Raw genomic sequence first — 21,684 nt, forward strand, 5'->3', positions numbered from 1 at the left:
ATCAGACGATGTCGCGGAGGAACTCGATCTTGAGGCGGCTGTATTCGTCGGTCCACTGTGAATCCACCGACATGAACGAATGGTCGAGTCTCGCCTCGTTCTTGCTGTACAGGTTCAGGCGATTGGCGACGCCCACTCTGTCCAGCTCGGCGCTCAGTTCGGCTGCCTGATCGGGGAAGGTACCGGTGTTGCCGTCGGAGATGAAACTCGGTGGAAAGTCGGCGGTGACATTGTCGATGACGTTCGCCTGCGCCACCAGTGCTGCGTCGGTGGTATCGAGGTAGTTTCGGGCGGCGACGTCGAAGAAGAAACCGTTGGACGGGCTCGGTGATTGCGGCGCGCCCGCTCTGCCGACATCGAGGGCAGCACTCTCGAACACGATCGCCTTCAGCGCATTTCGGTCCATGGTGGGTTCGATACCCAGCGCTCGCGCGTAATCGGAGTTGGTCTGCACGGTGGCATAGTTGCCCACGATGTGGCCACCTGCACTGGTTCCGGCGAGCACGACGCGACTCATGTCGAGTCCGTAGCGGTCGGCGTTCGTTTCCAGGAACTGCATGGCCTGGCCCAGTTGGATTGTCTGCGTGGGGAATCGGTAGCTGGGCGCAAACGCGTAATTCACCGACACCACGTTGTAGCCGGCGTCGAGCATGGGGCCGGCCCACGACGCACCGCCGGAATCTGTGCTGGGAGCACCATCCGTTTTGTCCCCGACGATCCAGCCACCACCGTGAACCGTGATGTACGTGGGCCGGCCGACCGATGGATCGTCGTCGGCGATGTAGATGTCGAGGAACGAATTCGGAAGCGTCGAGCCGTATTCGATGTCGTTGGTGAGGCGGGCACCGTCGACCATCGTCGTCGCTGACTGCGCGTCGGGCTCGAAGGAATTGCTCTGCCCCAGTGCATGCAGCGATCGAACCAGCGGTGCCGGACTGGCCGCAGTGCTGACCACCACGGCGGAGACCACCAGTGCAACCACTGCGGCGAAGCGGCCGGGATGGCGGTGGCCGCCCTACGAGTGGAGGCTTCCGAACGGCCTGCCCACGCCGTCGCGAGCAGAAAGAAGCCGAGCGCAATCGTCGCGGTCAAGGTCGTGACCCACAGAGCGTGGATGCCTGTCACCAGCCATGCGGCCTGAGCGACGACGGTGACGGACCCGAGCGACGTTCCTACGGCTACGCGCTTTCCAGCAGAGGAGGCGCGCACGAGAGCGATTGCCACGACTGCCGCGGCGATGACCCACAATCCCACCGCGAGTTGCTGACCAATGAGGAGGAACTCGAGCCATGCGAGAACCACGCAGACGCCGCCGGTCATCGCGAGCGCGGTCGTCATCGCTCTCGTACGGCGCCCTGCTCCGACCTCGATGCCGTCCGGCACGGTCTTCCCCTCTTCGTTCTCGAGTGCGCTACCGAGCAGACGCGTGTCGTTGCCTGTGCAGTTCACGAACGGCATCGCTGAACTCGGCCACCGGACCGTCCACCACGATGCCCGGCACGATCTGTTCGATGGGCGACGGCGTGATCGCCAGTGGTGCAGCACCGAATTCTTCGAGCCACGTGAGCAATTGAGCCGTCGACGTGGCGTAGACGATGCGGCCGAGTCCGACTATTCCGTGGCTCGCAGAGCACATCACGCAGTGCTCACCGGAGGTGTAGACCGTCGATGACCGCCGTGCACCGGGGTCCAGGTTGGTCGCAGCCCACCGAGACAGCGCGATCTCGGGGTGCTGGGTGGGATCGTTCAGGTCGCCGACCCTGTTCCTGTCCTCGGCCAACAGCTCGCCGCTGTCCGAGACCAGCACCGAGCCGAACGGATCGTTGCCCGTGCGCGCCGCCTCCGCCGCCAAATCCACAGCGCGGGCCAGGAATGCACGGTCGCTCGAGGAGATACTCACATCGCACCGGTGCCGACGATCGAAGTTTTCACGCCCTCGACCGTACCGCCTCGAAACTCACCGCCTGCTGGACCAGTGGTGCGGCACAGATGCTCGGTATGGTCGGCGGGTGAGCTTCTCGATACGGCCTGCCTCGTCGTTCGCAGATCTGCGGACGATTCTCGGCCCGAAGAACCCGACGTCGTCGGTCTGTTGGTGTCTGAGCCACCGTGTCGATTCCGCCACGAACAAAGCGCTCGTCGGCCCTCAGCGCGCCGAATACGTGGAGAAACTGACCCGTCGAAGAGTTGCGCCGGGCGTGCTGGCCTACGACGGGGACGAGGTGGTCGGCTGGGCTGCGGTTGCACCACGCTCGGAGTTGCCGTTCGCGCGGTCGAACAAGATTCCGCACGTCGACGATCTGCCGGTCTGGACAGCCTGGTGCTTCCGCGTCAAAGCCGGACATCGCAGACGCGGGATTGCGCACGAGTTGTTGGACGGTGCCGTTCGGTTTGCGGCCGATCACGGTGCCCCGGCGATCGAGGGATACCCGGTGGACAACAAGGGCGCGAAGGTCGATCTGACGATGGCCTATGTCGGCACACGCGGACTGTTCGAGTCGGCTCGCTTCGAGTTCGCTGCCGAGACGACGTCGGTGTCGGGCGGCATCCCACGGGTGATCATGCGAAAAGACCTGCGCCACTGAAGAAGAACAGCATCGACCGGAGTGGACGTGTGCGACGCTTCAGCTCTGTCGGGGCTGTCGAGAAGAGGGGGCCTCGCCGGCTTCCAGTTCAGCGCGGATCTGCCCGAGCAACGGAACGGCGTCACGCAGGGTGCGTTGCTGAGCTTGCGTCAGGTCGCCGAGTACTTCCACGAGAAGCCCTTCCGCCGCGATGTCGTAGACGCGAAGTTGCTCTCGTGCAAGATCAGTGAGGCCGACGCGCATGCTTCGAGCATCCGAGTCGTCGGGTCGGCGAGCGACGAGACCGTCCGATTCCATGGTTCGGACGAGGTTGCTGATCGTGGGACGGGCCAAACCCAGCTGACGCCCGAGCACTGTAGGGCCCTCCCACTTGTCCGGAAAGAGCCGCCGCAGGATTTCGATCTGCGCGTCGGGCAGGGCTTTGAGCCCCGCGCGTGAGCGGGAGGTGTTGAGCAGCACGCGCCGGAAGGGGCCGATCTCCTCGCTGAGGCGGCGGGCGATATCGGCGAGGCCGGGTGTGCTGTCGGAATCGTCCACCGGGCCAGACTACTCAGGGTAAATTTAGGTTTGCAACAAACGCATTTATGAGTGATCATGGATTCATGAGCATTCACACCAGCATTGCGGACCCCGCCCCCGAGCAGGCCCTGGACTCGATCATCGGCCATCGATTCATCTACACCTATGCCAACGGGTGGCAGTACGAGATGTACGTCAAGAACGCCACCACCATCGACTACCGAATCCACTCCGGGATGGTCGGGGGCCGGTGGGTCAAGGGACAAGAAGTCGACCTCGTCGGACTCGGGCGCGGCGTCTACAAGATCTCGTGGAACGAGCCCACCGGCACGAGCGTCGTCGTCAACGTCGTCCCCGAGGACCGCGTTCTGCACGGCACCATCTTCTTCCCTCACTGGGTGGAACTCGACGGGTCCAAAACCGTCCTGTTCCAGAACGACCACCTCGACAAGATGCGCCGGTTCCGCGATCAGGGCCCTACCTATCCGATCTACGTCGTGCCGGAGTTCGCGCACATCACCCTGTTCGAGTTCGTCGGCATCGAAGACGAGACCGTGATCGACACCGCACCCGCAGACTTGCCGACAGGCTTCGCCGACCGGAGCAACTGAGATGAACATCCAGAGCCCCGACATGTCCCCGGTCACGCTCTCCCACGGTGGTCAGCTGATCCGTGGTAACGAGTACCGGCCCGTCGACGCCGACGGAGCAGCACCGCCCGTTCTCATCGTGCACGGCTTCAGCGAATCCAGCGTAGGACCACAGCGTCTCTTCGTGCAGATCGCCCGACGCCTGGTCGAGGCTGGAGCGGTCGTCCGCGCGTACGACCGGCTCGGGCAGGGCGTCAGCGACGGCGAGTTCGAGGCCATCACCCTGCGCGACGAGGTCGAACAGGTGTCGACCATGATCCGGGCGTTCGCTGCAGACCACTCCGCTCCGGTTCACGTCGTCGCTCACAGCCTCGGCGCGGTGGAAGCGGCCATGGCGGCCGCGCTCCTCCCCGACCATGTCGCAAGCCTCACCCTGTGGTCACCTGCAGGCGTTGTCGTCGACGACATCTCCGTGAAGAACGAGATCCAGGGCCGGCCTCTCGATTCCGTCGCGCACAACGGCGGCTTCGACTTCGGTGGCATGTGGCTTGGACCGGCATTTTTCGACGACATCCGCAATGGCCTCGATGTGTACGCGGCGGCGGCCGGTTACGGCGGCCCCGTCGACGTCGTCCACGGCACCGCAGACCAGATCGTGCCGCTCGAATACGGACGCCGTTACGCAGAGTTGCTGCCGCACGCGACATTCACCGCAATCTCCGGTGCCGACCACTCCTGGTCATCGCGTGCCTGGCGGGATGAACTCCTCACGCGTCTGCTGTCGTTGATGGGGCTACCGAAGACCGATCGAACACAGGGGTCGTCTGGTTCCCTTGCACCGAACGGCGACTTCTAGCGGAATCCTCTGCACCGCTGCCTAATCCGTCGATATCGACGGCCGATTCGACTTCGAGGGATCGGCGGAGAGTTCCGATTCCGAGACGCGCATTCACGTCGAAAGTCGCTGCGCCGCAAATTGAATACGTGGGCGGTGCCTACTTGCCGGTCCAGATCGGATCGCGCTTCTGCATGAAGGCCATGATTCCCTCGATCGTGTCCGCCGACCGGCTCAGTGACTCCAGGGCTTGTTCACTGAGCTCCCAGCTGCGGGCTTCCGTCTCGATCACGCCGTCACTGATTCCGCGAGCGACGCGCTTGCTCGCCTGAACCGCGAGCGGTGCGTTCGCGGAGATGACGTCTGCGAGGGCAAGAGCAGTGCTCAGCACATCGGCCTGCGGAACGATCCGGTTGACCAATCCCCACCGGAGCGCGTCCTGGGCGCTCATGGCGGCCCCCGTCAGCAGTAGCTCCAGCGCGACGGCACGCGGCAGGGCCGTGGTCAATCTGAATACTCCGCCCGCACCGGCGATGAGACCGCGTTTGACCTCGGGCAGTCCGAAGCTCGAAGTATCCGCAGCGACAACGAGATCGCCGGCCAATGCAAGTTCGGTCCCACCACCGAGTGCACTACCGTTCACCGCGCAGATCACCGGCTTCGTGATATGGTGCTTGACGATTCCGGCGAAGCCCCAGTGCGCGGTGTCCGGTGGAGTCACTCCGGCGGGTCCGGCCGTTCCCAGGGCTTTCAGATCGGCTCCGGCACAGAAGACTTTGTCGCCTGCACCCGTCAACACCACGACGCGGATGTCGTCGGTCTTCTGCGCACGCTCCCACGCCGCGCCCAAACCGCGATGCACATCGGCGTTGATGCTGTTGGCCGCCTCCGGGCGATCGATGGTGACGACGAGGGTGTGTCCCCGCACTTCGGTGAGTACCACTTCGGACACGTCGATCCTCATTTCTTCGGGCCGTGAGACCTGACAACACTAATTCAGACAATCTCTGTCTGCAATGGTTCGGTCGTTTATCGGCTAGCTCAACGCTCGCAGGACAGTGTCGACGATCAGTTTCGAGTGGCTCACGGCGGCGCGACTTCTCGCGCCTGCGTGCGCTTGCGAGAACAGCGCACGTGCCAATACCGCACCCGTCACGAGTTCGAGCAGCAACGTCGTCGACGTGCCCTCCGGTAGCTCTCCTCGCGCAATCGCGCGGCGGACGATGCGTCGGGTAGTGACCAAGCGGCTCTGATTGAGAGTCTCGGTGAGATGCGACAACAGGTCCGGATTCACCCTCGCGTCGAGAGTCACCCGCAATGAGACCAAGCCGGAGAGCTCTCCGTAGCCGACGGCCAATTGCTCCGCAAGTTCGACGAGGTCCCCGCGGACCGATCCCGTGTCGATCGGCGTGGACAGCGGCGACCGTGCTTCGAGCGCTTGAACCAAGAGCTCTTCCTTGTCGGCCCAGCGGCGATAGAGTGCGGCCCTGCCGACCTTGGCCCGCCGCGCGACTGCGTCGAAGGTGAAGCCTCGCCAACTGGTTTCCCAATACACCTCGAGCACAGCGGCATACACGCGGTCCTCCATGTCCGCGTCACGGGGACGTCCCGGTCCGCGCGGAGACTCCTGAGACATGACTGCATCCTCTCACCCGTCTGCCGACCGACGACGACGATTACATGCAGCGGTCGACGGCAAGGTTCCCCTCGTTGTCCACCAGGTCGATCCGGTGTCCGACGGCCGACTCGTTCCGCCCAGACACGAGGTCGTGAAGCGTCGCTGCGAATACGCGTCCGGCTCGGCCCGCCACCCGCGCCCCGTCGTCCGTTGCTGCAACGACGAACGCTTGCTCCGGCAGGCCGCAGCGGTCGTACGTGACCGTGGCGGTCTCGATCGTCGCCTTTCCCGAGTAGCCATGCGCGGCATGTACCGGCGTGCCCGAGGAATCCACCGGCTCCGGGTCGCCGATGTATCCGTCGCGATGAGCTGTCGTGGACAGCAGCACCACATGCTGATACGTCAGGTAGCCGCCGTTCGCATGAACCAACGCGACTCCTGAGTTCTTTCGCAGCAGCCGCGTCGACTCCGCTACAGCGTGGAGCGAATAGCTGCTCAACGGTCCGCCGAAGAACGAATGTCCGCCCAGGACAGTGGGAGTCGCGCCCTCTGCCAGGCCCAGCTCGTCGGCCAATAGCTCCGGCACGATCGGGAAGCAGCTGTACGCGTCGACGAATGCAAGGTTCGCGCTGGTGACATCGGCCCTCGACAAAGCGCGTTGCACGGCCGCGCGGAGAGCCGGAGCGTCGTCGAACACCGAGCGCGCCAACACATCCGGATTGTCGACGGCACCCGCACCACCCCACAGGTACACCATCCGATCCTCTGCCACACCGGCTTCGCGAGCAGTCGCCAACGAACAGATCAGGACCGCAGCTGCTTGATCGACGAACGGCATGGCGTTCATCGACAATGGATAGCAATCGGACACAGGCCGGTTCGACGACGTGACAGTGCCGATGTCCTCCGGCGTGCGAAAGACCGGACTCCAGGCAACAGGATGTTCAGCTGCGATTGCCGAGAAGCGGGAGTACATGTCGGCCGATTCGCGCAGTGCCTGTTCGGGGGTCAGTCCACGGCTGTGGGCACGGGCGTTCCCGAAGAGCGGGTAGATCTGTACCGGTGCCAGGATCCCTGCTCGCTGCATTTCGGCGCTGCCGAGGTCCTCGGGCGAGAACGACGGAGGGCCTCCCGGTGCGGTGGTCCAACCCGACTCACGGGGGTCCACACCCGCCTTCATCAGGGCGCGGACCGAGGCCTGCGCCTCACCGCCCACCACGAGTGCTGCAGTAGTGAGCCCTTCGGCAATATCTCGGCCTACCTGGTCGAGGAGACGCGCAGGGTGGTGCCCGCCGATGGTGCTGGTCGACCGGGAAGTGAGGGTGACGCCCAGCCGCTCGGCTAGCAGGGATGGAAGGTCGTCGTAATTCCAGCTCGTGGTGCGAACAGCGTGCACAGCGTCGAGCTTGTGCTTCAGGCCGTGTGCCCCAGCGTCATCGATCGCTGCGTCCACAGCACGCAGAACGAGCTCGAGAGGTTCGATGGCGCTCTGTGCAGGCCCGGCACCTGTGAACTTCAGGTCACCCACACCCACGATGACCGGGACTCGTTGCGCACTGATGGACATGCTCACAGCATATACAGACAGGGATTGTCCGCAATATCGTGAGGCACGATCAGGCTACGAGAATCCCCGAAAGATTCCATCGTGGTCAGCGCTGTCTGCGAATGACTCGAAGTCCATGTTCGCGATGGACAGATTGTTCTCCACCGACCACATCTCCGATGGGATGACACGGAAAGCCCTGCCGCGGGGTCGCTCTGAATAGTCGGGGCCGGTGTAGACGGCGACAATCGGCATTTCAGGATTGGTCACGGTTTCGGCGTCGACGAGAAATGCATAGTAGGGCGGTGGCTCGCCGATGGCTTCGAGCAATCCCTCGACGGTCATGCCGTCGTTCTCCGAGTTGTCGATGCAGGTGAGATACGCGGCGAATTCGACGTCGCCACCCTGCGGTATCGGGGCCATAGCGGCGACAGCGACTGCGCGCCAAGCATCGTCGTCGCTGAAATCTGTCCGAATCAGTAGTGACTGGTGTTCGAGATGATCAGCAAGGACCCGCCCGGTTCCGAGGGTGGCAAGCACCTCTGCTTCACGACGGTCGCGCTCCTCCGCGGCGAGCTCGGAGACGATGACCGCTGCCTCACGCTCGGGCGGGTCGACGGGAATGATCGACTCGATGATTCGAATGCAGTCGCCCTCGTCCATGTCCTGATAACTACGTATCTCGTAGGTCCAATCACCGGTGGACTGCCGGTAGCGCTCAGGCGTCGAGTCGTTCGGCCACTCGAGGGTCGGCTCGCCGATAGCAGTGACCCAGCGGCGCAGGGTGAACTGAGGCGCATTTCCGCCGATCGACAGACTCAGCTCTCCGGTACGCGGATTGCCCGCCTGCACTTGAACATACGTCTGCAACGGCAGCCATGCCGGGACCGCCTTGGGCATACCATCCAGCGCTCGTTGCCGTTCTTCGTGCTCGCGGCGGAGCTTCTCCATCTCGTCTTCGGCTGGGCGTGAGGGACCTGTCCACTCGAACAGATTCGGATCGAATGGCTCGTCGAGGGTGGGGTGCTCGAGTTCGATCCAGTCTTCGCCTCTCTGCCACCGAAGTGCGACACCGAGTTCGGCATCGAACACGTAGACAACCTGGTCGTTCGCATGTTGGTCGTGCGCGGTGACTTCCCATCCAGCGCGACCGCGGACCGTCACTTCTCTGGGCGCACCAGGATCGACGAACCGCTGTTGGTCGAACCCGTGCGAGGACTTGGGCGGGAATGTGTCGTATGCGCGCAGCAGTTGGGACGGGAGGCCGACCCCCATGACTGCATACATGGTGTGGGGAGACTTGACGGAGTGAATCATCGTCCCGTCGGCATCACGGGACCATCTGTCGGTGGCATTTTCGATGAATGTGGGCTCGCCGGCGGCATTTTCGTGTCGCCACGTCTCGTCCGGTATGTGCATCACCGTTTGCCTGGATCCGTCGGAATGGTGGACGGTCCCTCCTACGGTGCGTCCCATAGTGCCGTAGTTTGCGCCTCGGATCTGTTCCCACGTCGGAGCCATGATGGAAAAGTACCCGACCGCACGGTCTCTTGCCCATCGAATTCAACAAGGCGGTTGGCTGAAAATCCTCCCCTTCGTCGCCGCCACAGTGGCGTTGGCATCCACGAGATCGCACGGGGACAACAGTTACCGAATTGTCAGGGGAGGCTACCGGGTTCCGCGTCGACGTCGCTGATCACGACGTCGGCTCTGTCGGTGTAGAAGGCCACGTGACGTCCGATCATCGCCACCGCAGGGAAGGGCGCGTTGTAGGTCCAGACGACGTCGGCGACAGTTTCGGACTCGGCGGCGACGCTGAAATACTCGGCATCGCCCTTGAACGGACAGTAGCTGGTCGTGGCGCTCTTCCGAAGCAAACGTGTATCGACGTCACTCATCGGGATGTACTGGACTGCAGGGTAGCTCGATTCGATCAGGGTCAGGGCGTTGCTACTGTCCGCCACCTGCTGCCCGTTGATGTGGACGGTCACGCGCCCTTCGGTGGGCTCGACGGTGATCGGGTGCTCGGCGTTGGGTTCGAGGACGACGCGTTCGGACACGGTGCATGCCTTTCACTTTTCGGGTCGTGCTGACGGATGATTCAACCGCAACCCTGGACATTTTCATCCCTGCGGCAGGCTCCTTCTTTCTGCACTTGGCAACGCGCCGACCGATGGTTCCCTGCACCGTCCGATCTCAGCACCCACACTGCTGTACGGAAGCAGTGGAGCCCGGTCAACCTCGGCATTGCAACCCAGAAGCGAGCCCTCCACTCTTCCAGTCACGTCAACGACCAGCGCCTCCACCGCGATCGGTCTCGGACTCTCGATCCGAACTCGCCGCGATGTGTGGACGATCCAGAGCGATACGGTTGCGGCCGTTGCGTTTTGCAGTGAAGAGAGCAGCGTCGGCGGCGGCCAGTGTCCCGTCGAATATCTCCCGGGAAGTGCTGCGGTCCATGTGCGGCAACGAACCGCCGATGCTGACCGTGATCGCGATGTCGTCGTCGACGTTGTGTACGGCACGACGCAACCTGTCTGCGAACTCGCCGAGGGTCGGCGTCGGATCCGGAACGAGGACGACGAATTCGTCGCCGCCCAGTCTTGCGACGACTGCGTGCCGGCCGGCAGACATGGTCAGACGCATCGCGGTCAGTCTCAATGCCACATCACCGGCTGAATGGCCATGGTGGTCGTTGACCGCTTTGAAATGGTCGATGTCGATCAGCAGAATCGCGGGGTGGACAGCGCCGTCGCCGACGTCGAGTGCTCTGGCTTCGAGGCCCCTCCGGTTCAGCACTCCGGTCAACGGATCCGTCATCGCATCGGACAGGTGTACCCGAGAGGACTTCAACACCGCCCGTGAGTACGCCGACAGCAGTGTGACAGCGCCGTTGATCACGATGACGGCCACCAACATTCGCAGGACGATCGATACGGTGTCGGTCGAGGCACTTGCCAACGCCCGGGCTCCGAGCCCGAGCACGAAGACGGTACTCCACACGACGTGAAACCAGATCACTTTCGGTCGGGCGAAGTGGGCAGCGTACGCACCGACCAGCGCCAGCAGCATCGCGCCGTGAAGCGCCGCCAACGGGTCGGAATACGTTGCGGTCACGACGGTGACACCGAGTTCGCAGTACACGACGAACCAGTTGTTGACCGGTGCCCGGCGTGACCACAAGTCCATCCGGTAGTCGGCTTTGCTCATGATCCATGCAACGGGAATCGTGCTGATGCACACGGCGTAGGTGAGCACGGTGCCGAGACCGTCGGTGGGGCCGTCCTGCGTGAAGGTGGTGCCGATGCCGACGAGCCCGAACAGCAATGTTTGAACGACGACGCCTATTCGCAGCAGCGGGTCGGGAGATTCCTGGTACGTCCGAGCGTCCGCCGGAATGTCGGTTGCCGTCGTCCTTCCCGGCGATTCCCGGTGTCTACCCACAGGAACCGTCTCGCGTCATCTCCGTTCGCCACCGCAGACTGGCTCGGATCGCGTCGCCGACGCTTGCCGTGAGTTCGGCGACCGTTCGCTCGGAATCGATCTGTGCAGGTTCGACTTCCGTTGTCGGTCGGCGAACCGGCTCGCTCGAGCGCCCGGTATTCGGTGATCGGCCATCGATCCCCAACCGAAAGGCACTGGGCGGGGCCATACGGATTGTGGGAAGGCGTTCGGCGTTTCGTGTCACTGCAGAACAATCGATGGTGAGCAGCATTCGATCGTGGCGCACGAACGTCTGCTTGTCTGCAATGACAACGTACAAGCCGTCGTTCGCCTCAGCACGCGTGGCAAGTCGCGTGAGGACCCGACGAATGCGTTGCTGACACTGCGTTCGGTCCGAGGAAACGACCAGCGCGGCACCTGACACCGAAGATCGCGTGTGGCGGGCCTGCTCCGTCAGGCTGGTCCACGCGGAATCGTCGTCATCACCGAAATATGTTCGCAACAGCCAAAGTTCAGAGTTGTTCGTGCCGTCGGGCATGGTGATCCAATCCGAGAACGACGGGTGCAGCGAACCGCACGATCAGATGGAGGAAACCGTCCGCAATTTCAAAGGCACGTTGTCGGCGAGGAATGCGAGTTGATCACCGATCACCGAGGAGAACAGGGGTTCGACGTACGGATCGAAATGACCGCCTGAATAGGTGCGTACCGTGGCTTTGCGAACTTTCGCCGCGGCGCGTTCCGCGACGGACGCCGGGGTGACGGAATCCTCGGACGCGATCTGCACCAGCGTTGGGCAGTCGATCTCGGACATCGTGCGGCCCGGGGAGTACCGCCAGATTTTCAGCAGTATCCGCGCCGCCACGGTCTCGGGGTAGTCGCCGTCGGTCAGACCCGACTCGAGGACCAAGCGGTCACGCCCTTTCATCGCGTCCGGTGAGACCATCACAGCGCGGGTGCCAGGTAGCCCGACACTGTCGACGTAGTGCGGCGATCGCCCGAGGGCGGCGCGGATGCTGTCGGTGATGGCGGCCGGTGCCAGCCGCAACGCCTGCCTGAACCCGGTCGCGCGAACAGCGGCGATGCCGTCGATGTGGGGCACCTGCGCGATGACCGCTGCAAAGCGAACGCCGGTGCCCGCCAACGTGAGTACGTGGCCGCCGGCGAAGGACGTGCCCCATCCGACGATTCGGTTCTCGTCGACGCCGTCGAGCGAGCGAGCGAAGTCGACTGCGTTTCGCCAATCCGCAAGCTGCGAACCCACGTCCAACAGTTGGCGCGGTTCGCCCTCACTGTCGCCGAAGTACCGATAGTCGAAGACGCAGACCACGTAGCCGGCCTCGACGAAACGCTCGGCGTACGCGTACAGGCGCATCGCCCTGGGTGAGCCGAATCCGTGTGCCATCACGATTGCCGGCCGTGCCTGGCGGCGGTTACAGCGGGACGAAAGACCGTTGCCGCGCAACGAACTCCGTCCGACACGAACGAGGTTTCGGTACGGGTGAAGCCGGTGTGTTCTTCGGCGGACATGCGTTTGTCTCTCTGTTCTGCAGCAGGGTGGTGATCGGATCTCACAGCTTGAAAGGGTTGAGCGTTTTGCCGAGGTAGTACCCGATGCGAGTCGGAATCGGCTTCGCGGCAGCAGCAGTCACCTTGTTGACCATCCCGGGGACGCACACCGGCGTGCCGTTGTTCACGGCCCGCCAACCTTCGCGGACGACGTCCTCGGGGGTCTGCCACAGAACAGAGGGCAGCTTGGAGGTCGCTGCATCCCGGGTTCCCATGACGTCGTGGAACTCACTGTGGGTGAAACCAGGGCAGAGCGCAGTGACGTGGATGCCGTGCGGCCGCAATTCCATGTCGAGTGCTTGCGACATGTCGAGCACATAAGACTTGATTCCGGTGTACAGCAGACTTGCACCAGGTGGAAGCAACGCAGCCAGCACGACAGATTCACGACCCGGCCGTATCCGCGTTCTTTCATGCCGGGCACCGTGAGATGAGTGAGTTCGGTGACGGCAGTGATCATCACCTGTATCTCCGCAGCGAGCGCGTCGAACGGCGCATCTGCGAACGTGGAGTTCCCCGACATGCCCGCGTTGTTGACGAGGATATCGACGTCGACGCCGAGGGATTTCGTTTTCTCGAGGATGGCCCGGGGCGCGGAACGATCGGCGAGATCCGCGGGTACGACGTCGCATCGCACATCGTGCTGGGACGACAGCTCGTCGGCCAGCGCGATGAGTCGGTCCTCGCGTCGCGCGACGAGAACGAGGTTGTGCCCCTCGGCCGCGAGGTGTCGGGCAAAAGCCGCGCCTATGCCCGCTGACGCGCCGGTGATCAGCGCGGTTCTTCCGGTCTTCGACATCGAACTGGCCTCCACTCTTGAACGGTATCCAAGGGACGGTAGCAGGCTCTTGAAGACCATTCAAGATATAGTCGGTCGTATGCCCAGGAATCGCGGACTCCACGACCGGGAGAGCAAGCGAGAGGACATCGTGATCGCCGCCCGCGAGATGTTCGTGTCCGACGGCTTCGATCGCACCTCGATCAGCCGTCTTGCGAAAGCAGCAGGCGTCACCGCGAATACGCTGTACTGGTACTTCGGCGACAAGGACGACATCCTGGTCGCTGTTCTGACGGCCATCGCCGCCGAGGATGCCAAGGACTTCTTCGAAATCGTCGATCTACCACTGGCCGACCGGCTGTTCTGGCTGGTGGAGCGACTGCGAAGAGTTGGTCCGTTGGTCTCCACCGTGCACGATCGGGTGACCGAGTCCGAGGCCATCGATCAATGGCACAACGGGTTTCATGCCTTCGCGGAATCGCTGTTCGCCGCCGATATCGAAGCTGCAGGCCTGTCCGGGGAGGCGGCCGACGCCATGCTCCGCATCGGTACGTTCGTCGTCGAGGGATTGCTGACTCACGCGGCATCAGCTGAAGTCTCCCGAGCTGTCATCGACCAACTCGTCGACACCATCACACCCGCACCAGGAAGCAATCCACTATGAGTACCGAACCCGATACCGCGTCGACCGGTCGTCCGCGAGCCTCGGCCGACCATGCCGACTCGGAATCGATCATCGCGATTCCCAGCGTGGACCCGTTCTATCGGGCCCCTGCCGGTTTCGAGCGCGCGAAGCCGGGGACCGTGTTGCGGTCCCGCGAGGTGACCCTCGCGTTGTTCGGTGTCATTCGACAGAAGGTGTCGGCGTGGCAACTTCTGTACCGGACCACCAGCCTCGACGGGGCAGCGCGTGTCGCGGTCACGACGGTGGTTCTTCCGGTCGGGGGCCGAGCGCGACCGCAACGCGCTCTGCTGTCCTACCAGTGCGCGATCGACGCCGTGTCGGATCGATGCTTCCCGTCCTATGTCCTGCGGGCGGGCGCTCGAGCCGTAGGCTCCGTACCGCAGTTCGAGTTCATGATCATCCTGTACGCACTGCGCCGCGGATGGGTTCTGTCCCTTCCCGATCACGAGGGCATGAACGGGCAGTGGGGAGCACCCATCGAGCCCGGCTACTGCACACTCGACGGAGTCCGCGCGGCACTGTCTTTCGAGCCGCTCGACCTCGCCGACACCACCCCTGTCGCACTGTGGGGGTACTCGGGCGGCGGATTGGCGACGTCATGGGCCGCCGAGGTTGCGGCCGACTACGCCCCCCGAACTCGATATCGTCGGCGCTGCACTCGGATCACCCGTCGGCGATCCCGGGTCTGCATTCTCCCGCCTCAACGGCACGATCTTCGCGGCGCTGCCCGCAATGGTGGTGGAGGCTTACGCCGCACCTACCCCGAACTCGACCGCCTCGTTCGCGAACACGTCGCCGCTTCGGGGCTCGAGGCCCTCTCATCCCTGCACCGCAAGACGACAGTGCACGCCGTCGCGTCCATGGTGATGCACGATCTGGAGCGGCACCTCGATATCCCGATGGCAGATCTCTTGGCGACACCCGAGATGGTGCAGGTTTTTCAGGATATTCAGCCCGGGAAGTCGGCACCCAAGTTTCCGCTTCTCGTAGTGCAGGCGGTGCATGATCCGATGATCGACGTGGACGACGTCGACGGGCAAGTGCGCCGGTATCGTGCTGCAGGAGCGAATGTCACGTACATCCGTGATCGCCTCAGCGAACACCTGTCGCTGCACCCGATCGCGGCCCCCGTCACTCTGGACTGGCTCTCGGATCGCTTCGCGGGCAAGCCGACCGACGAATCGTCGACGAACACCGTGTGGTCACTGGCGGGATCGTTGCCGGGGTTGCGCGGATTGCTCGGACTCGCTGTGTCCACTGGACGCGCGTTCGCCGGCCGAATCGGTTGACACACAACCACATCGAGATCCGAAAAACGCCCAACACGAGTCGGTCCGAGACACTAATCAGCGACCCGACGGTAGCGCGGACAGAAACAAGCGCAGATCCGCGGCAAGACGCGCCGGCTCCTCCATCGCCGCAAAGTGACCACCGTGATCCGGCACCTCGGTCCAGTGCACGATGTCGAACTCGCGTTCCGCAAGATGCCTGATTCCGATGTCGTGCGCGAACATGATGGCACCGACCGGTTGCGACGGCTTTGCCTGCGGACCGGCCCAAGCCCCTCCCTCGGCCGCGTACACCGTGTAGGCGGCACTCCCGGCGCTCCGCGTCAGCCAGTACAGGGTGACGTGGGCGAGTATCCGATTGCGGCCGAGGGTGCCATCCGGTTCCTCGTCGAACGGGTAGGTCCAGGCGCGAAATTTGTCCAGCATCCATGACAGTTGACCGATCGGACTGTCGGTCAGGGCAGTGCCGATCAATTGCGGACGCGTCGACTGGATGGAGATGTACCCGAACTCCGATTCCATGAACTCGCCCACCCGACGGTAGCGGTCCAATTCGGTTTCGGTGCAACGCTTCTGCTCCGCCTCGTCGGGTTCCTGAAAGGGTGCACCGATGGACCCGTTGACATGAATGGCCGTGCAGTGCTCCGGATCGAGACGGCCCATCGCCGGCGCTAGTCCGGCACCGTAATCACCGCCCTGCACCACGTAGGAGCCGTATCCGAGAATGCTCATCAGCTCGACGAACGCCTGCGCGACCCGATCGGTACTCCACCCGTCGTCGACCAGCGGTGTGGAGAAGGCGAATCCGGGGACCGATGGCACGATCACGTCGAAGGCCTGGTCGTCGGCGTCGTCCGGCTCGGTGAGCAGTGGAACGATGTCGAGGAACTCGAGGTACGACCCCGGCCACCCGTGACACAGCAGCACGGGAGTCGAGTCGGCGCGCGACGACCGCACGTGCAGATAGTGGATGCGCTGCCCGTCGATCTCCACCAGGTATTGAGGGAACGACGCGAGCTGCTTCTCCACCTCCCGCCAACTGAAATCGTCGATCCAAGTGGTCGCCATAGACCGCAGGACGGAGATCGGGACTCCGGAAGTCCAGTCGTCGGCACCGATGGGTTCGGGCAGACGTGCGTCGCGAACACGACGGGTCAGGTCGTCGAGCTCGGACTGCGGGACATCGACTACGAATGGGACGGGAGGCGCGGTGATTGTCATGAACTGATCGTGCAACGCATCGCGGACAGCAACGGTCCGGAATCACTGGCACCCGGCACCCGAGTAGTCAGCTTTGCGAACTGTTGTCGAGCGCCATCGCGCCTGCGTGGTGTTCGCATCCCGTTCACCTGCCGGCAGGCACAGTTGTTTTCAACGACCTTCCACGACGCAACGAGAGGAGCTCCCGCGATGGGCGTAACCTGTTGGCATGGGCGGAAAGTCGACCTACGTTGAGGTGCAACCGTCGCCGCCCCTACGACGCTTCGTCACGTCCTATGTCGGTTACCGCATCAGCGGGTACGACGCCGGGATCCACGTGGGCGTGCCTTCGCCGACCATCACTGTGATCATTCCCTTCGACGACCCGATCGAGTTGGCGTGGATGGGTGAGCTACCGTCGCGTTTCGGGTCACTGGCCAGCGGACTCGGAACCGAGCCGATCTCGATTTTTCACGACGGATGCCAACATGGCGTCCAGCTCGCCCTGACACCCGTGGGTGCGCGCGTTCTGCTGGGAGTGCCCGCCTCCGAGATCGGAAACATCGTCGTCTCGCTGACCGATCTACTCGGTACCGCCGCGCCAGAGCTCGAGCAGCGCATGGCATCCGAGGAGGCATGGACCGCGAGATTCGCCGTTCTGAACGAGGTGTTGACGCGGCTGGTCCACACGAAAACGATTGAACGCAACTTGGAACCGGACCGACACCTGACGTCGGCGTGGCAACTCCTCACCGAATCGGACTGCCCTCGCATCCAAGCCGTGGCCGACGAGATCGGCTGGAGCCGTCGCCACCTGATCACCAAGTTCAGGGCGGAGTTCGGAATCGCACCGAAAGATGCAGCCCGAGTGGCGCGGTTCGATCGATCGTATCGATTGCTCAGAAGTGCCCTACCGCAGTCGATGGCCGACATCTCCGTGCAGTGCGGGTACTACGATCAGGCGCACATGGCCCGCGAGTGGCGTGAGTTCGCGGGGTCCGCTCCAACGGTATGGCGAGCGAACGAGGAGTTCGCATTCGTACAAGACACGTCGACGGTGCCGACCGAACAATGAACCCCATGACGACGAATCCTTTGATCTGGCCCACCCTCCGCTACAACGATGCACGCGCTGCCATTGTATGGCTCGTCGACATGCTCGGTTTCGAGGAGACCGCAGTCTATGGCGAGGGCGACCGAGTGGATCACGCGCAGCTCAATCGGCCGGGCGGAGGTGGAGTGATGCTCGGCACTGTCCGAGACGACGGCCCCATATCGGTGCCCGCAGGTGTCGGGTCCATCTACCTCGTGATCAACACCGACGACGAACTTTCCCGGATCTACGACCGAGTTCGCGCGGCGGACACCGTCGTGCCGCGTGAGTTGCGGACCGAAGACTATGGCGGGAGCGGTTTCGTCTGCCGCGACCCCGAGGGCGTGTACTGGAGCCTAGGGACATACCGAGGCGAATAGTCGAGACTCCGTGAACGTCGACGTTCATTGGCGGGTGCAGCTCTGTCGACGCTTGTTGTTCATCCGAGTTCGTCCCACTGGAGCTACATGCGCCGAGGGTCAGGAGCGTCTGCGACGCCATCGCTACCTCGGTCACCGCACGCCTTCGTCGTGATGTGGATATTTGCGTCGAACTCCAATCGATTGCCAACTGGTTCGACTATTGCGCCCGGCCGAGGCCGATCCGACGCAACACGTCGAGCTGGGCCGGGTTGTACAACTCGGACATCACCGCTTTCACGTCTTCCCTGGTGCGGGTGTCCTGAGCGTTCGGGTGCTCGAACGCACCAGGATGTTCGACGGCCAGTGCCTCGACCTCCGGGATCATGCGGCGGGCGAGGTCGGCTCTGGTCGATTCGTCTGCGTCGCTGGGTAACTCGTCGAAGTCCACGGTGGCTCGGGTTGCGGGCGATCGAAGAAGGTCGGCGTAGGAATCGAGTTCCGGCGGGCTCAGCACCCTGCTCATGTAGGTCGCGAAAGAACGATCCGCATCGGATAACTCACCATCGTGGCCCGCCAAGTCGAGCTCCGGCGGTAGATCGGGTCGCGCAGAGTGCCGCAGAATCAATCCCAACTCCATCCGTGCACGCTGCAGTCGCTCGATGGTGGCCGCCAGTTCGGCGTCCAGAGCGCGCAGTGAATGCTCGGGGTGGTCGACCTCGTCGCCCATGGCCGCGACCTGCGAGAGCGAAAAACCCAGGGCGGTCAGACGCTTGATCTGTAGTACCCGAAGAAGGTGCACGACGCCGTATTGCTTGTACCCGTTCGAGGCTCTCTCAGGTTGTTCGAGAATGCCGATATCGTGGTAGTGCCGCACCGACTTCACCGTCGCGCCTGCCAGTTCGGCGAGCTCCCGAGTGCTCCATCCCATGCTGTCTCCCGTACGGTCCGCCGCGTCGTCGTTCCATGAAAAGTGTGAACCGTGCCCCTGGGGCAAAGTCAAGACCGCGACCGATCCGGTTCCGCTGCAGGCTGTTCGAGGACTACCGACAGGTGAGGTCGTCGCTCGGCATCACACCGTCGACCAGATATCCGGCCACGACATCCTGGGCGCATGCGTTCTTGCCGAGGACGAAGACACCGTGACCGCTTCCGTCGACGGTTAGCAGGGTGGAGCGATCACCGAACTTGTCGTCGAGCAGCTGCCCTCCGGCCAGTGGGGTAACCGGGTCCCGCTGGTGCTGCGCGATGAGGATGTCGGCCGAGCCTTCGTCGTCGATGCTCACCGCGGGTTCGGACGGTGTAGTTTTCCAGAATGCACACGGCATGATGTTCGCGGCGGCTGCACCGAAGACGGGTACGTCGTGCGGTCGTCTTCGACCGCCTGCCGGTATGGTGCAACGTCATTCGGCCATTCGATGTCGTTGCAGGTGACGGCCAAGAACACTGACCAGTTGTTGTCCATTGCAGGTGCCTGATCGGCGACCACAGAGTCCTCCGAGGGCACTCCGCCGGCTCGATCCGTGAAGTACTTCCAGCTCTCCGCCGCAGCCTCGTACGACAACGGGTTGTACAGCGTTGCGAAGGTCGACAATCGGAACAGGCGGCCGTTGATTCCGTCCACCGGAGCCTTGTCGAGTTCGTCGGCAATCCTGAAGTAGGTTTCGCGGACGTCTTCAGCCGTTTCGCCCAAGCCGTACCGATCATGCTCGTTTGCGGCCCATTCGGCGAAGTCGGGGAACGTCTCCTCCATTCCTTGCGCGTACCTGCGCAGACCGTCCCGATCGAGGTGGGTGTCACCTATGTTGCTGTCCAACACGATTCGATCGGTCGTGTCGGGAAACATCGAGGCGTAGGCGGCACCGAGTGCGGTCCCGTACGAGTACCCGAGGAAGCTTGCCTGTTCTTCGCCGAGCGCCAACCGAATACGGTCCAGATCGCGTGCCATGTTCGCGGTATTCACGTGGCGCAGAGTCCCGTCCTCATCGTTGGCGGCACAGCGTTCGGCCACCTCTTTCGACGTCGCCATCTGCTCAGCGAACGCCGCCTCGTCGACTGCATAGGGAGGGACGGCGCCGTAGTACTCGAGATCCTCGGTGAAACCACAACTGATCGGCGAGGAGTGTCCGACGCCGCGGGTGTCCATTCCGATCAGGTCGTAGGTGTCGAGGACGCTCTTGGGCATTCCCAGCGACTCGAGGAACTTCGGTTGGTCCAGACCGGTTCCTCCCGGACCACCCGGGTTTAATAGAAGCACTCCCCGTCGTGCATCAGGTTCCCGGATGGCAATCGCGAGATCGTGATGTCGATCCGGGTGCCGTCCGGATTTTCGTAGTCGAGCGGTACCGGCACTGTGGCGCACTGCAATCGGGGCGGTCCGTCGTCCGGGTTCTCCACGCCCTCGGGACAGGCGTTCCACTGCAGCGGGGGTTCGAGCTGAGGCTGGTCACTCGACTGCGTCGAGGACTGGGTGCATCCGGTCACGAGCACGCCCGCCATCGCGAGCGCGATGATCGCTGGGCGAAACACTCTGAAGCTCAAGGCTTTCCTTCCGTAGGTGATGTCAGTTGCCCGCGCCGTCGAGAAGCCAGTGGTAGCGAAGGTGATGTTGTTCTCGGGGTTGACGAATCCGTATCCTTCGTCGTCGAAGACGAGGTAGTCGACGTCGACGCCTCGCGACCGGAGTGTGTCGACGACGTTGTCGGATTCGGCCCGGGTGACGCGTGCGTCGTTGGCCCCCCGGGGCAACCAGCAAGGGTGCTTCGACGGCATCGAGCCGCGAGATCGGTGAAGTCTTTGGCGTCTCGATCTAGCGACGTCGTCATCACGTCCTCCTCGCTCGTTCCTTGGTCACCTCGGTTTGTCACAACTGTCAGAGTCGTCGCGACGAACGCCGGAAAACAGTGCACACGAACACCGATTGCAGTTACACCGTCACCGATCGGCCGAGACAAATGTCATGACTCCGCCACAACAGCGCTCGGACGCGTGCTCGAAATGGCCGGCAACAAGGTGACGACCGAAGTGCACACGACCGCCGGGCCCGGTGCCGCTATCGGTGCAGGGGGAACGGCGTGGCCTGGAAGAGGCCGTTTGGGTCGAGCCGTCGCTTCACCGCGAGGAGACGTTCCAAATTGCCGTCGTAGGCCGCCGCGGCCCGTGCGGTCTCTTCGGGCGCCAACAGATTGACATAGCCGGCCGGGAGGATGTGTGGTTGCAGATCATCCAGGACGGAGTCGGCCCAGCTTCTCTGCGCCTGGAGCCCTTCGGCGGACTCGGCGATACCGATGATCTCGACCATGTAGTGCTTGTCGCGGAGTGCGAACGGCGTGTCGTGCGCGGCCACCCGGGTGGCGACTCCATGCAGGCGATGTAGCGAGATGGCTCCCGTGGAGGACGAATGCGCCGCAGTGGTCAGCGCGGCGGCCACGGCCGGGGTGATCGCCGCCACATTAGCTGTGCGGATGACGTAGTGCAGTCCGTTGGGGAATTGCCCGTCGAGAGCATGCAGCGCCCCCGACGGTGTCGTGACGTCGAAGCGGGTGGCAGGGGTGCCGAGCCCGGCGAGCCGGCA

General features: G+C 63.4%; 24 protein-coding genes and 1 pseudogene. 7 read left to right on the plus strand and 18 right to left on the minus strand.

Annotation, left to right across the window (positions count from 1 at the left end; all coding sequences use genetic code 11):
• Position 1 precedes the first annotated feature (1 nt).
• Both RHBS_RS02460 and RHBS_RS02465 read right to left on the minus strand, forming a co-directional pair.
• Positions 2-982, minus strand: coding sequence for an alpha/beta hydrolase (locus RHBS_RS02460; protein WP_128644732.1), 981 nt, complete (start codon positions 980-982; stop codon positions 2-4).
• Positions 983-1,411: 429 nt separating this feature from the next.
• Positions 1,412-1,900, minus strand: a complete 489-nt coding sequence (locus tag RHBS_RS02465; RefSeq protein WP_121870586.1) for a nucleoside deaminase — start codon at positions 1,898-1,900, stop codon at positions 1,412-1,414.
• Positions 1,901-2,009: 109 nt separating this feature from the next.
• Between RHBS_RS02465 and RHBS_RS02470 the strand changes: the two genes are divergently transcribed.
• Positions 2,010-2,585 (plus strand): GNAT family N-acetyltransferase, encoded by a 576-nt coding sequence (locus RHBS_RS02470; protein ID WP_128644733.1) that lies wholly within the window; start codon positions 2,010-2,012, stop codon positions 2,583-2,585.
• 39 nt (positions 2,586-2,624) lie between these two features.
• On the opposite strand, the gene RHBS_RS02475 is transcribed toward RHBS_RS02470, so the two are convergent.
• Positions 2,625-3,122, minus strand: coding sequence for a MarR family winged helix-turn-helix transcriptional regulator (locus RHBS_RS02475; protein ID WP_128644734.1), 498 nt, complete (start codon positions 3,120-3,122; stop codon positions 2,625-2,627).
• 65 nt (positions 3,123-3,187) lie between these two features.
• On the opposite strand from RHBS_RS02475, the gene RHBS_RS02480 reads away from it, so the two are divergent.
• A complete protein-coding gene (locus RHBS_RS02480; protein WP_128644735.1) occupies positions 3,188-3,715 on the plus strand; it encodes a phenolic acid decarboxylase in 528 nt (175 codons plus the stop codon).
• A 1-nt stretch (position 3,716) separates the two neighbouring features.
• Positions 3,717-4,550, plus strand: coding sequence for an alpha/beta hydrolase (locus RHBS_RS02485; protein ID WP_128644736.1), 834 nt, complete (start codon positions 3,717-3,719; stop codon positions 4,548-4,550).
• A gap of 139 nt (positions 4,551-4,689) precedes the next feature.
• On the opposite strand, the gene RHBS_RS02490 is transcribed toward RHBS_RS02485, so the two are convergent.
• The 9 genes and pseudogenes from RHBS_RS02490 to RHBS_RS02525 form a co-directional block, all read right to left on the minus strand.
• On the minus strand, positions 4,690-5,481 hold the full coding sequence (locus RHBS_RS02490) for an enoyl-CoA hydratase-related protein (protein WP_128644737.1): 792 nt from the start codon (positions 5,479-5,481) through the stop codon (positions 4,690-4,692).
• An 84-nt stretch (positions 5,482-5,565) separates the two neighbouring features.
• Positions 5,566-6,165, minus strand: coding sequence for a TetR/AcrR family transcriptional regulator (locus RHBS_RS02495; protein ID WP_121870590.1), 600 nt, complete (start codon positions 6,163-6,165; stop codon positions 5,566-5,568).
• A gap of 40 nt (positions 6,166-6,205) precedes the next feature.
• Positions 6,206-7,714 carry an acetyl-CoA acetyltransferase gene (locus RHBS_RS02500; protein ID WP_128644738.1) on the minus strand — a complete coding sequence of 503 codons (1,509 nt, stop codon included), beginning with the start codon at positions 7,712-7,714 and terminating at the stop codon, positions 6,206-6,208.
• Between the two features lie 54 nt (positions 7,715-7,768).
• Positions 7,769-9,169, minus strand: a complete 1,401-nt coding sequence (locus RHBS_RS29620) for a hypothetical protein (protein WP_220709109.1) — start codon at positions 9,167-9,169, stop codon at positions 7,769-7,771.
• Positions 9,170-9,351: 182 nt separating this feature from the next.
• Entirely contained in the window at positions 9,352-9,753 is a 402-nt protein-coding gene (locus RHBS_RS02510; RefSeq protein WP_121870591.1) for a DUF427 domain-containing protein, read from the minus strand.
• Positions 9,754-9,979: 226 nt separating this feature from the next.
• Positions 9,980-11,137: a diguanylate cyclase gene (locus tag RHBS_RS02515; protein ID WP_128644739.1), complete on the minus strand. Its 1,158-nt coding sequence runs from the start codon at positions 11,135-11,137 to the stop codon at positions 9,980-9,982.
• A complete protein-coding gene (locus tag RHBS_RS32045) occupies positions 11,130-11,675 on the minus strand; it encodes a hypothetical protein (protein WP_374700516.1) in 546 nt (181 codons plus the stop codon). The genes RHBS_RS02515 and RHBS_RS32045 overlap by 8 nt, the downstream gene beginning before the upstream one ends.
• A 42-nt stretch (positions 11,676-11,717) precedes the next feature.
• Positions 11,718-12,542, minus strand: coding sequence for an alpha/beta hydrolase (locus RHBS_RS02520; RefSeq protein ID WP_237668948.1), 825 nt, complete (start codon positions 12,540-12,542; stop codon positions 11,718-11,720).
• A 166-nt stretch (positions 12,543-12,708) separates the two neighbouring features.
• Positions 12,709-13,505: pseudogene (locus RHBS_RS02525) on the minus strand (SDR family NAD(P)-dependent oxidoreductase).
• 79 nt (positions 13,506-13,584) lie between these two features.
• Between RHBS_RS02525 and RHBS_RS02530 the strand changes: the two are divergent.
• Together RHBS_RS02530 and RHBS_RS02535 are read left to right on the plus strand one after the other, a co-directional pair.
• Positions 13,585-14,148 (plus strand): TetR/AcrR family transcriptional regulator, encoded by a 564-nt coding sequence (locus tag RHBS_RS02530; protein WP_237668944.1) that lies wholly within the window; start codon positions 13,585-13,587, stop codon positions 14,146-14,148.
• The gene (locus tag RHBS_RS02535; RefSeq protein WP_128644740.1) at positions 14,145-15,458 is read left to right on the plus strand and encodes a lipase family protein; all 1,314 of its coding nucleotides are present in this window, start codon (positions 14,145-14,147) and stop codon (positions 15,456-15,458) included. The genes RHBS_RS02530 and RHBS_RS02535 overlap by 4 nt, the downstream gene beginning before the upstream one ends.
• Before the next feature lie 57 nt (positions 15,459-15,515).
• Here the strand turns inward: RHBS_RS02535 and RHBS_RS02540 are convergent, their stop codons facing one another.
• Positions 15,516-16,679 carry an epoxide hydrolase family protein gene (locus RHBS_RS02540; RefSeq protein ID WP_121872603.1) on the minus strand — a complete coding sequence of 388 codons (1,164 nt, stop codon included), beginning with the start codon at positions 16,677-16,679 and terminating at the stop codon, positions 15,516-15,518.
• Between the two features lie 208 nt (positions 16,680-16,887).
• Between RHBS_RS02540 and RHBS_RS02545 the strand changes: the two genes are divergently transcribed.
• Together RHBS_RS02545 and RHBS_RS02550 are read left to right on the plus strand one after the other, a co-directional pair.
• Entirely contained in the window at positions 16,888-17,733 is an 846-nt protein-coding gene (locus RHBS_RS02545; protein WP_128644741.1) for an AraC family transcriptional regulator, read from the plus strand.
• Complete coding sequence (locus RHBS_RS02550) at positions 17,730-18,131, plus strand: VOC family protein (RefSeq protein ID WP_187298332.1); 402 nt, start codon at positions 17,730-17,732, stop codon at positions 18,129-18,131. The genes RHBS_RS02545 and RHBS_RS02550 overlap by 4 nt, the downstream gene beginning before the upstream one ends.
• A 199-nt stretch (positions 18,132-18,330) precedes the next feature.
• On the opposite strand, the gene RHBS_RS02555 is transcribed toward RHBS_RS02550, so the two are convergent.
• The 5 genes from RHBS_RS02555 to RHBS_RS02570 form a co-directional block, all read right to left on the minus strand.
• On the minus strand, positions 18,331-19,041 hold the full coding sequence (locus RHBS_RS02555) for a MerR family transcriptional regulator (protein WP_128644743.1): 711 nt from the start codon (positions 19,039-19,041) through the stop codon (positions 18,331-18,333).
• 112 nt (positions 19,042-19,153) lie between these two features.
• Positions 19,154-19,438: an alpha/beta hydrolase gene (locus tag RHBS_RS30070; protein ID WP_237668945.1), complete on the minus strand. Its 285-nt coding sequence runs from the start codon at positions 19,436-19,438 to the stop codon at positions 19,154-19,156.
• On the minus strand, positions 19,393-20,472 hold the full coding sequence (locus RHBS_RS02560; RefSeq protein WP_374700517.1) for an alpha/beta fold hydrolase: 1,080 nt from the start codon (positions 20,470-20,472) through the stop codon (positions 19,393-19,395). Before RHBS_RS02560 ends, RHBS_RS30070 begins: the two co-directional genes overlap by 46 nt.
• Positions 20,355-20,882 (minus strand): hypothetical protein, encoded by a 528-nt coding sequence (locus tag RHBS_RS32050; RefSeq protein WP_374700518.1) that lies wholly within the window; start codon positions 20,880-20,882, stop codon positions 20,355-20,357. Before RHBS_RS32050 ends, RHBS_RS02560 begins: the two co-directional genes overlap by 118 nt.
• Positions 20,883-21,162: 280 nt before the next feature.
• A partial coding sequence (locus RHBS_RS02570; protein ID WP_187298333.1) for a BBE domain-containing protein occupies positions 21,163-21,684 on the minus strand: 522 nt, incomplete at its 5' end.

The sequence above is a fragment of the Rhodococcus sp. BS-15 genome (assembly GCF_000813105.1).
Lineage (GTDB): Bacteria > Actinomycetota > Actinomycetes > Mycobacteriales > Mycobacteriaceae > Rhodococcoides.

Coding starts and splice junctions, on each gene's coding strand:
- RHBS_RS02485 (WP_128644736.1), top strand. CDS start 3,717: ATGAACATCCAGAGCCCCGACATGTCCCCGGTCACGCTCTCCCACGGT.
- RHBS_RS32050 (WP_374700518.1), bottom strand. CDS start 20,882: ATGCCGTCGAAGCACCCTTGCTGGTTGCCCCGGGGGGCCAACGACGCA.
- RHBS_RS02495 (WP_121870590.1), bottom strand. CDS start 6,165: ATGTCTCAGGAGTCTCCGCGCGGACCGGGACGTCCCCGTGACGCGGAC.
- RHBS_RS02555 (WP_128644743.1), bottom strand. CDS start 19,041: ATGGGATGGAGCACTCGGGAGCTCGCCGAACTGGCAGGCGCGACGGTG.
- RHBS_RS29620 (WP_220709109.1), bottom strand. CDS start 9,169: ATGGGACGCACCGTAGGAGGGACCGTCCACCATTCCGACGGATCCAGG.
- RHBS_RS02480 (WP_128644735.1), top strand. CDS start 3,188: ATGAGCATTCACACCAGCATTGCGGACCCCGCCCCCGAGCAGGCCCTG.
- RHBS_RS02535 (WP_128644740.1), top strand. CDS start 14,145: ATGAGTACCGAACCCGATACCGCGTCGACCGGTCGTCCGCGAGCCTCG.
- RHBS_RS32045 (WP_374700516.1), bottom strand. CDS start 11,675: ATGCCCGACGGCACGAACAACTCTGAACTTTGGCTGTTGCGAACATAT.
- RHBS_RS02520 (WP_237668948.1), bottom strand. CDS start 12,542: ATGGCACACGGATTCGGCTCACCCAGGGCGATGCGCCTGTACGCGTAC.
- RHBS_RS02550 (WP_187298332.1), top strand. CDS start 17,730: ATGAACCCCATGACGACGAATCCTTTGATCTGGCCCACCCTCCGCTAC.
- RHBS_RS30070 (WP_237668945.1), bottom strand. CDS start 19,438: ATGCCGTGTGCATTCTGGAAAACTACACCGTCCGAACCCGCGGTGAGC.
- RHBS_RS02530 (WP_237668944.1), top strand. CDS start 13,585: ATGCCCAGGAATCGCGGACTCCACGACCGGGAGAGCAAGCGAGAGGAC.
- RHBS_RS02540 (WP_121872603.1), bottom strand. CDS start 16,679: ATGACAATCACCGCGCCTCCCGTCCCATTCGTAGTCGATGTCCCGCAG.
- RHBS_RS02500 (WP_128644738.1), bottom strand. CDS start 7,714: ATGTCCATCAGTGCGCAACGAGTCCCGGTCATCGTGGGTGTGGGTGAC.
- RHBS_RS02545 (WP_128644741.1), top strand. CDS start 16,888: ATGGGCGGAAAGTCGACCTACGTTGAGGTGCAACCGTCGCCGCCCCTA.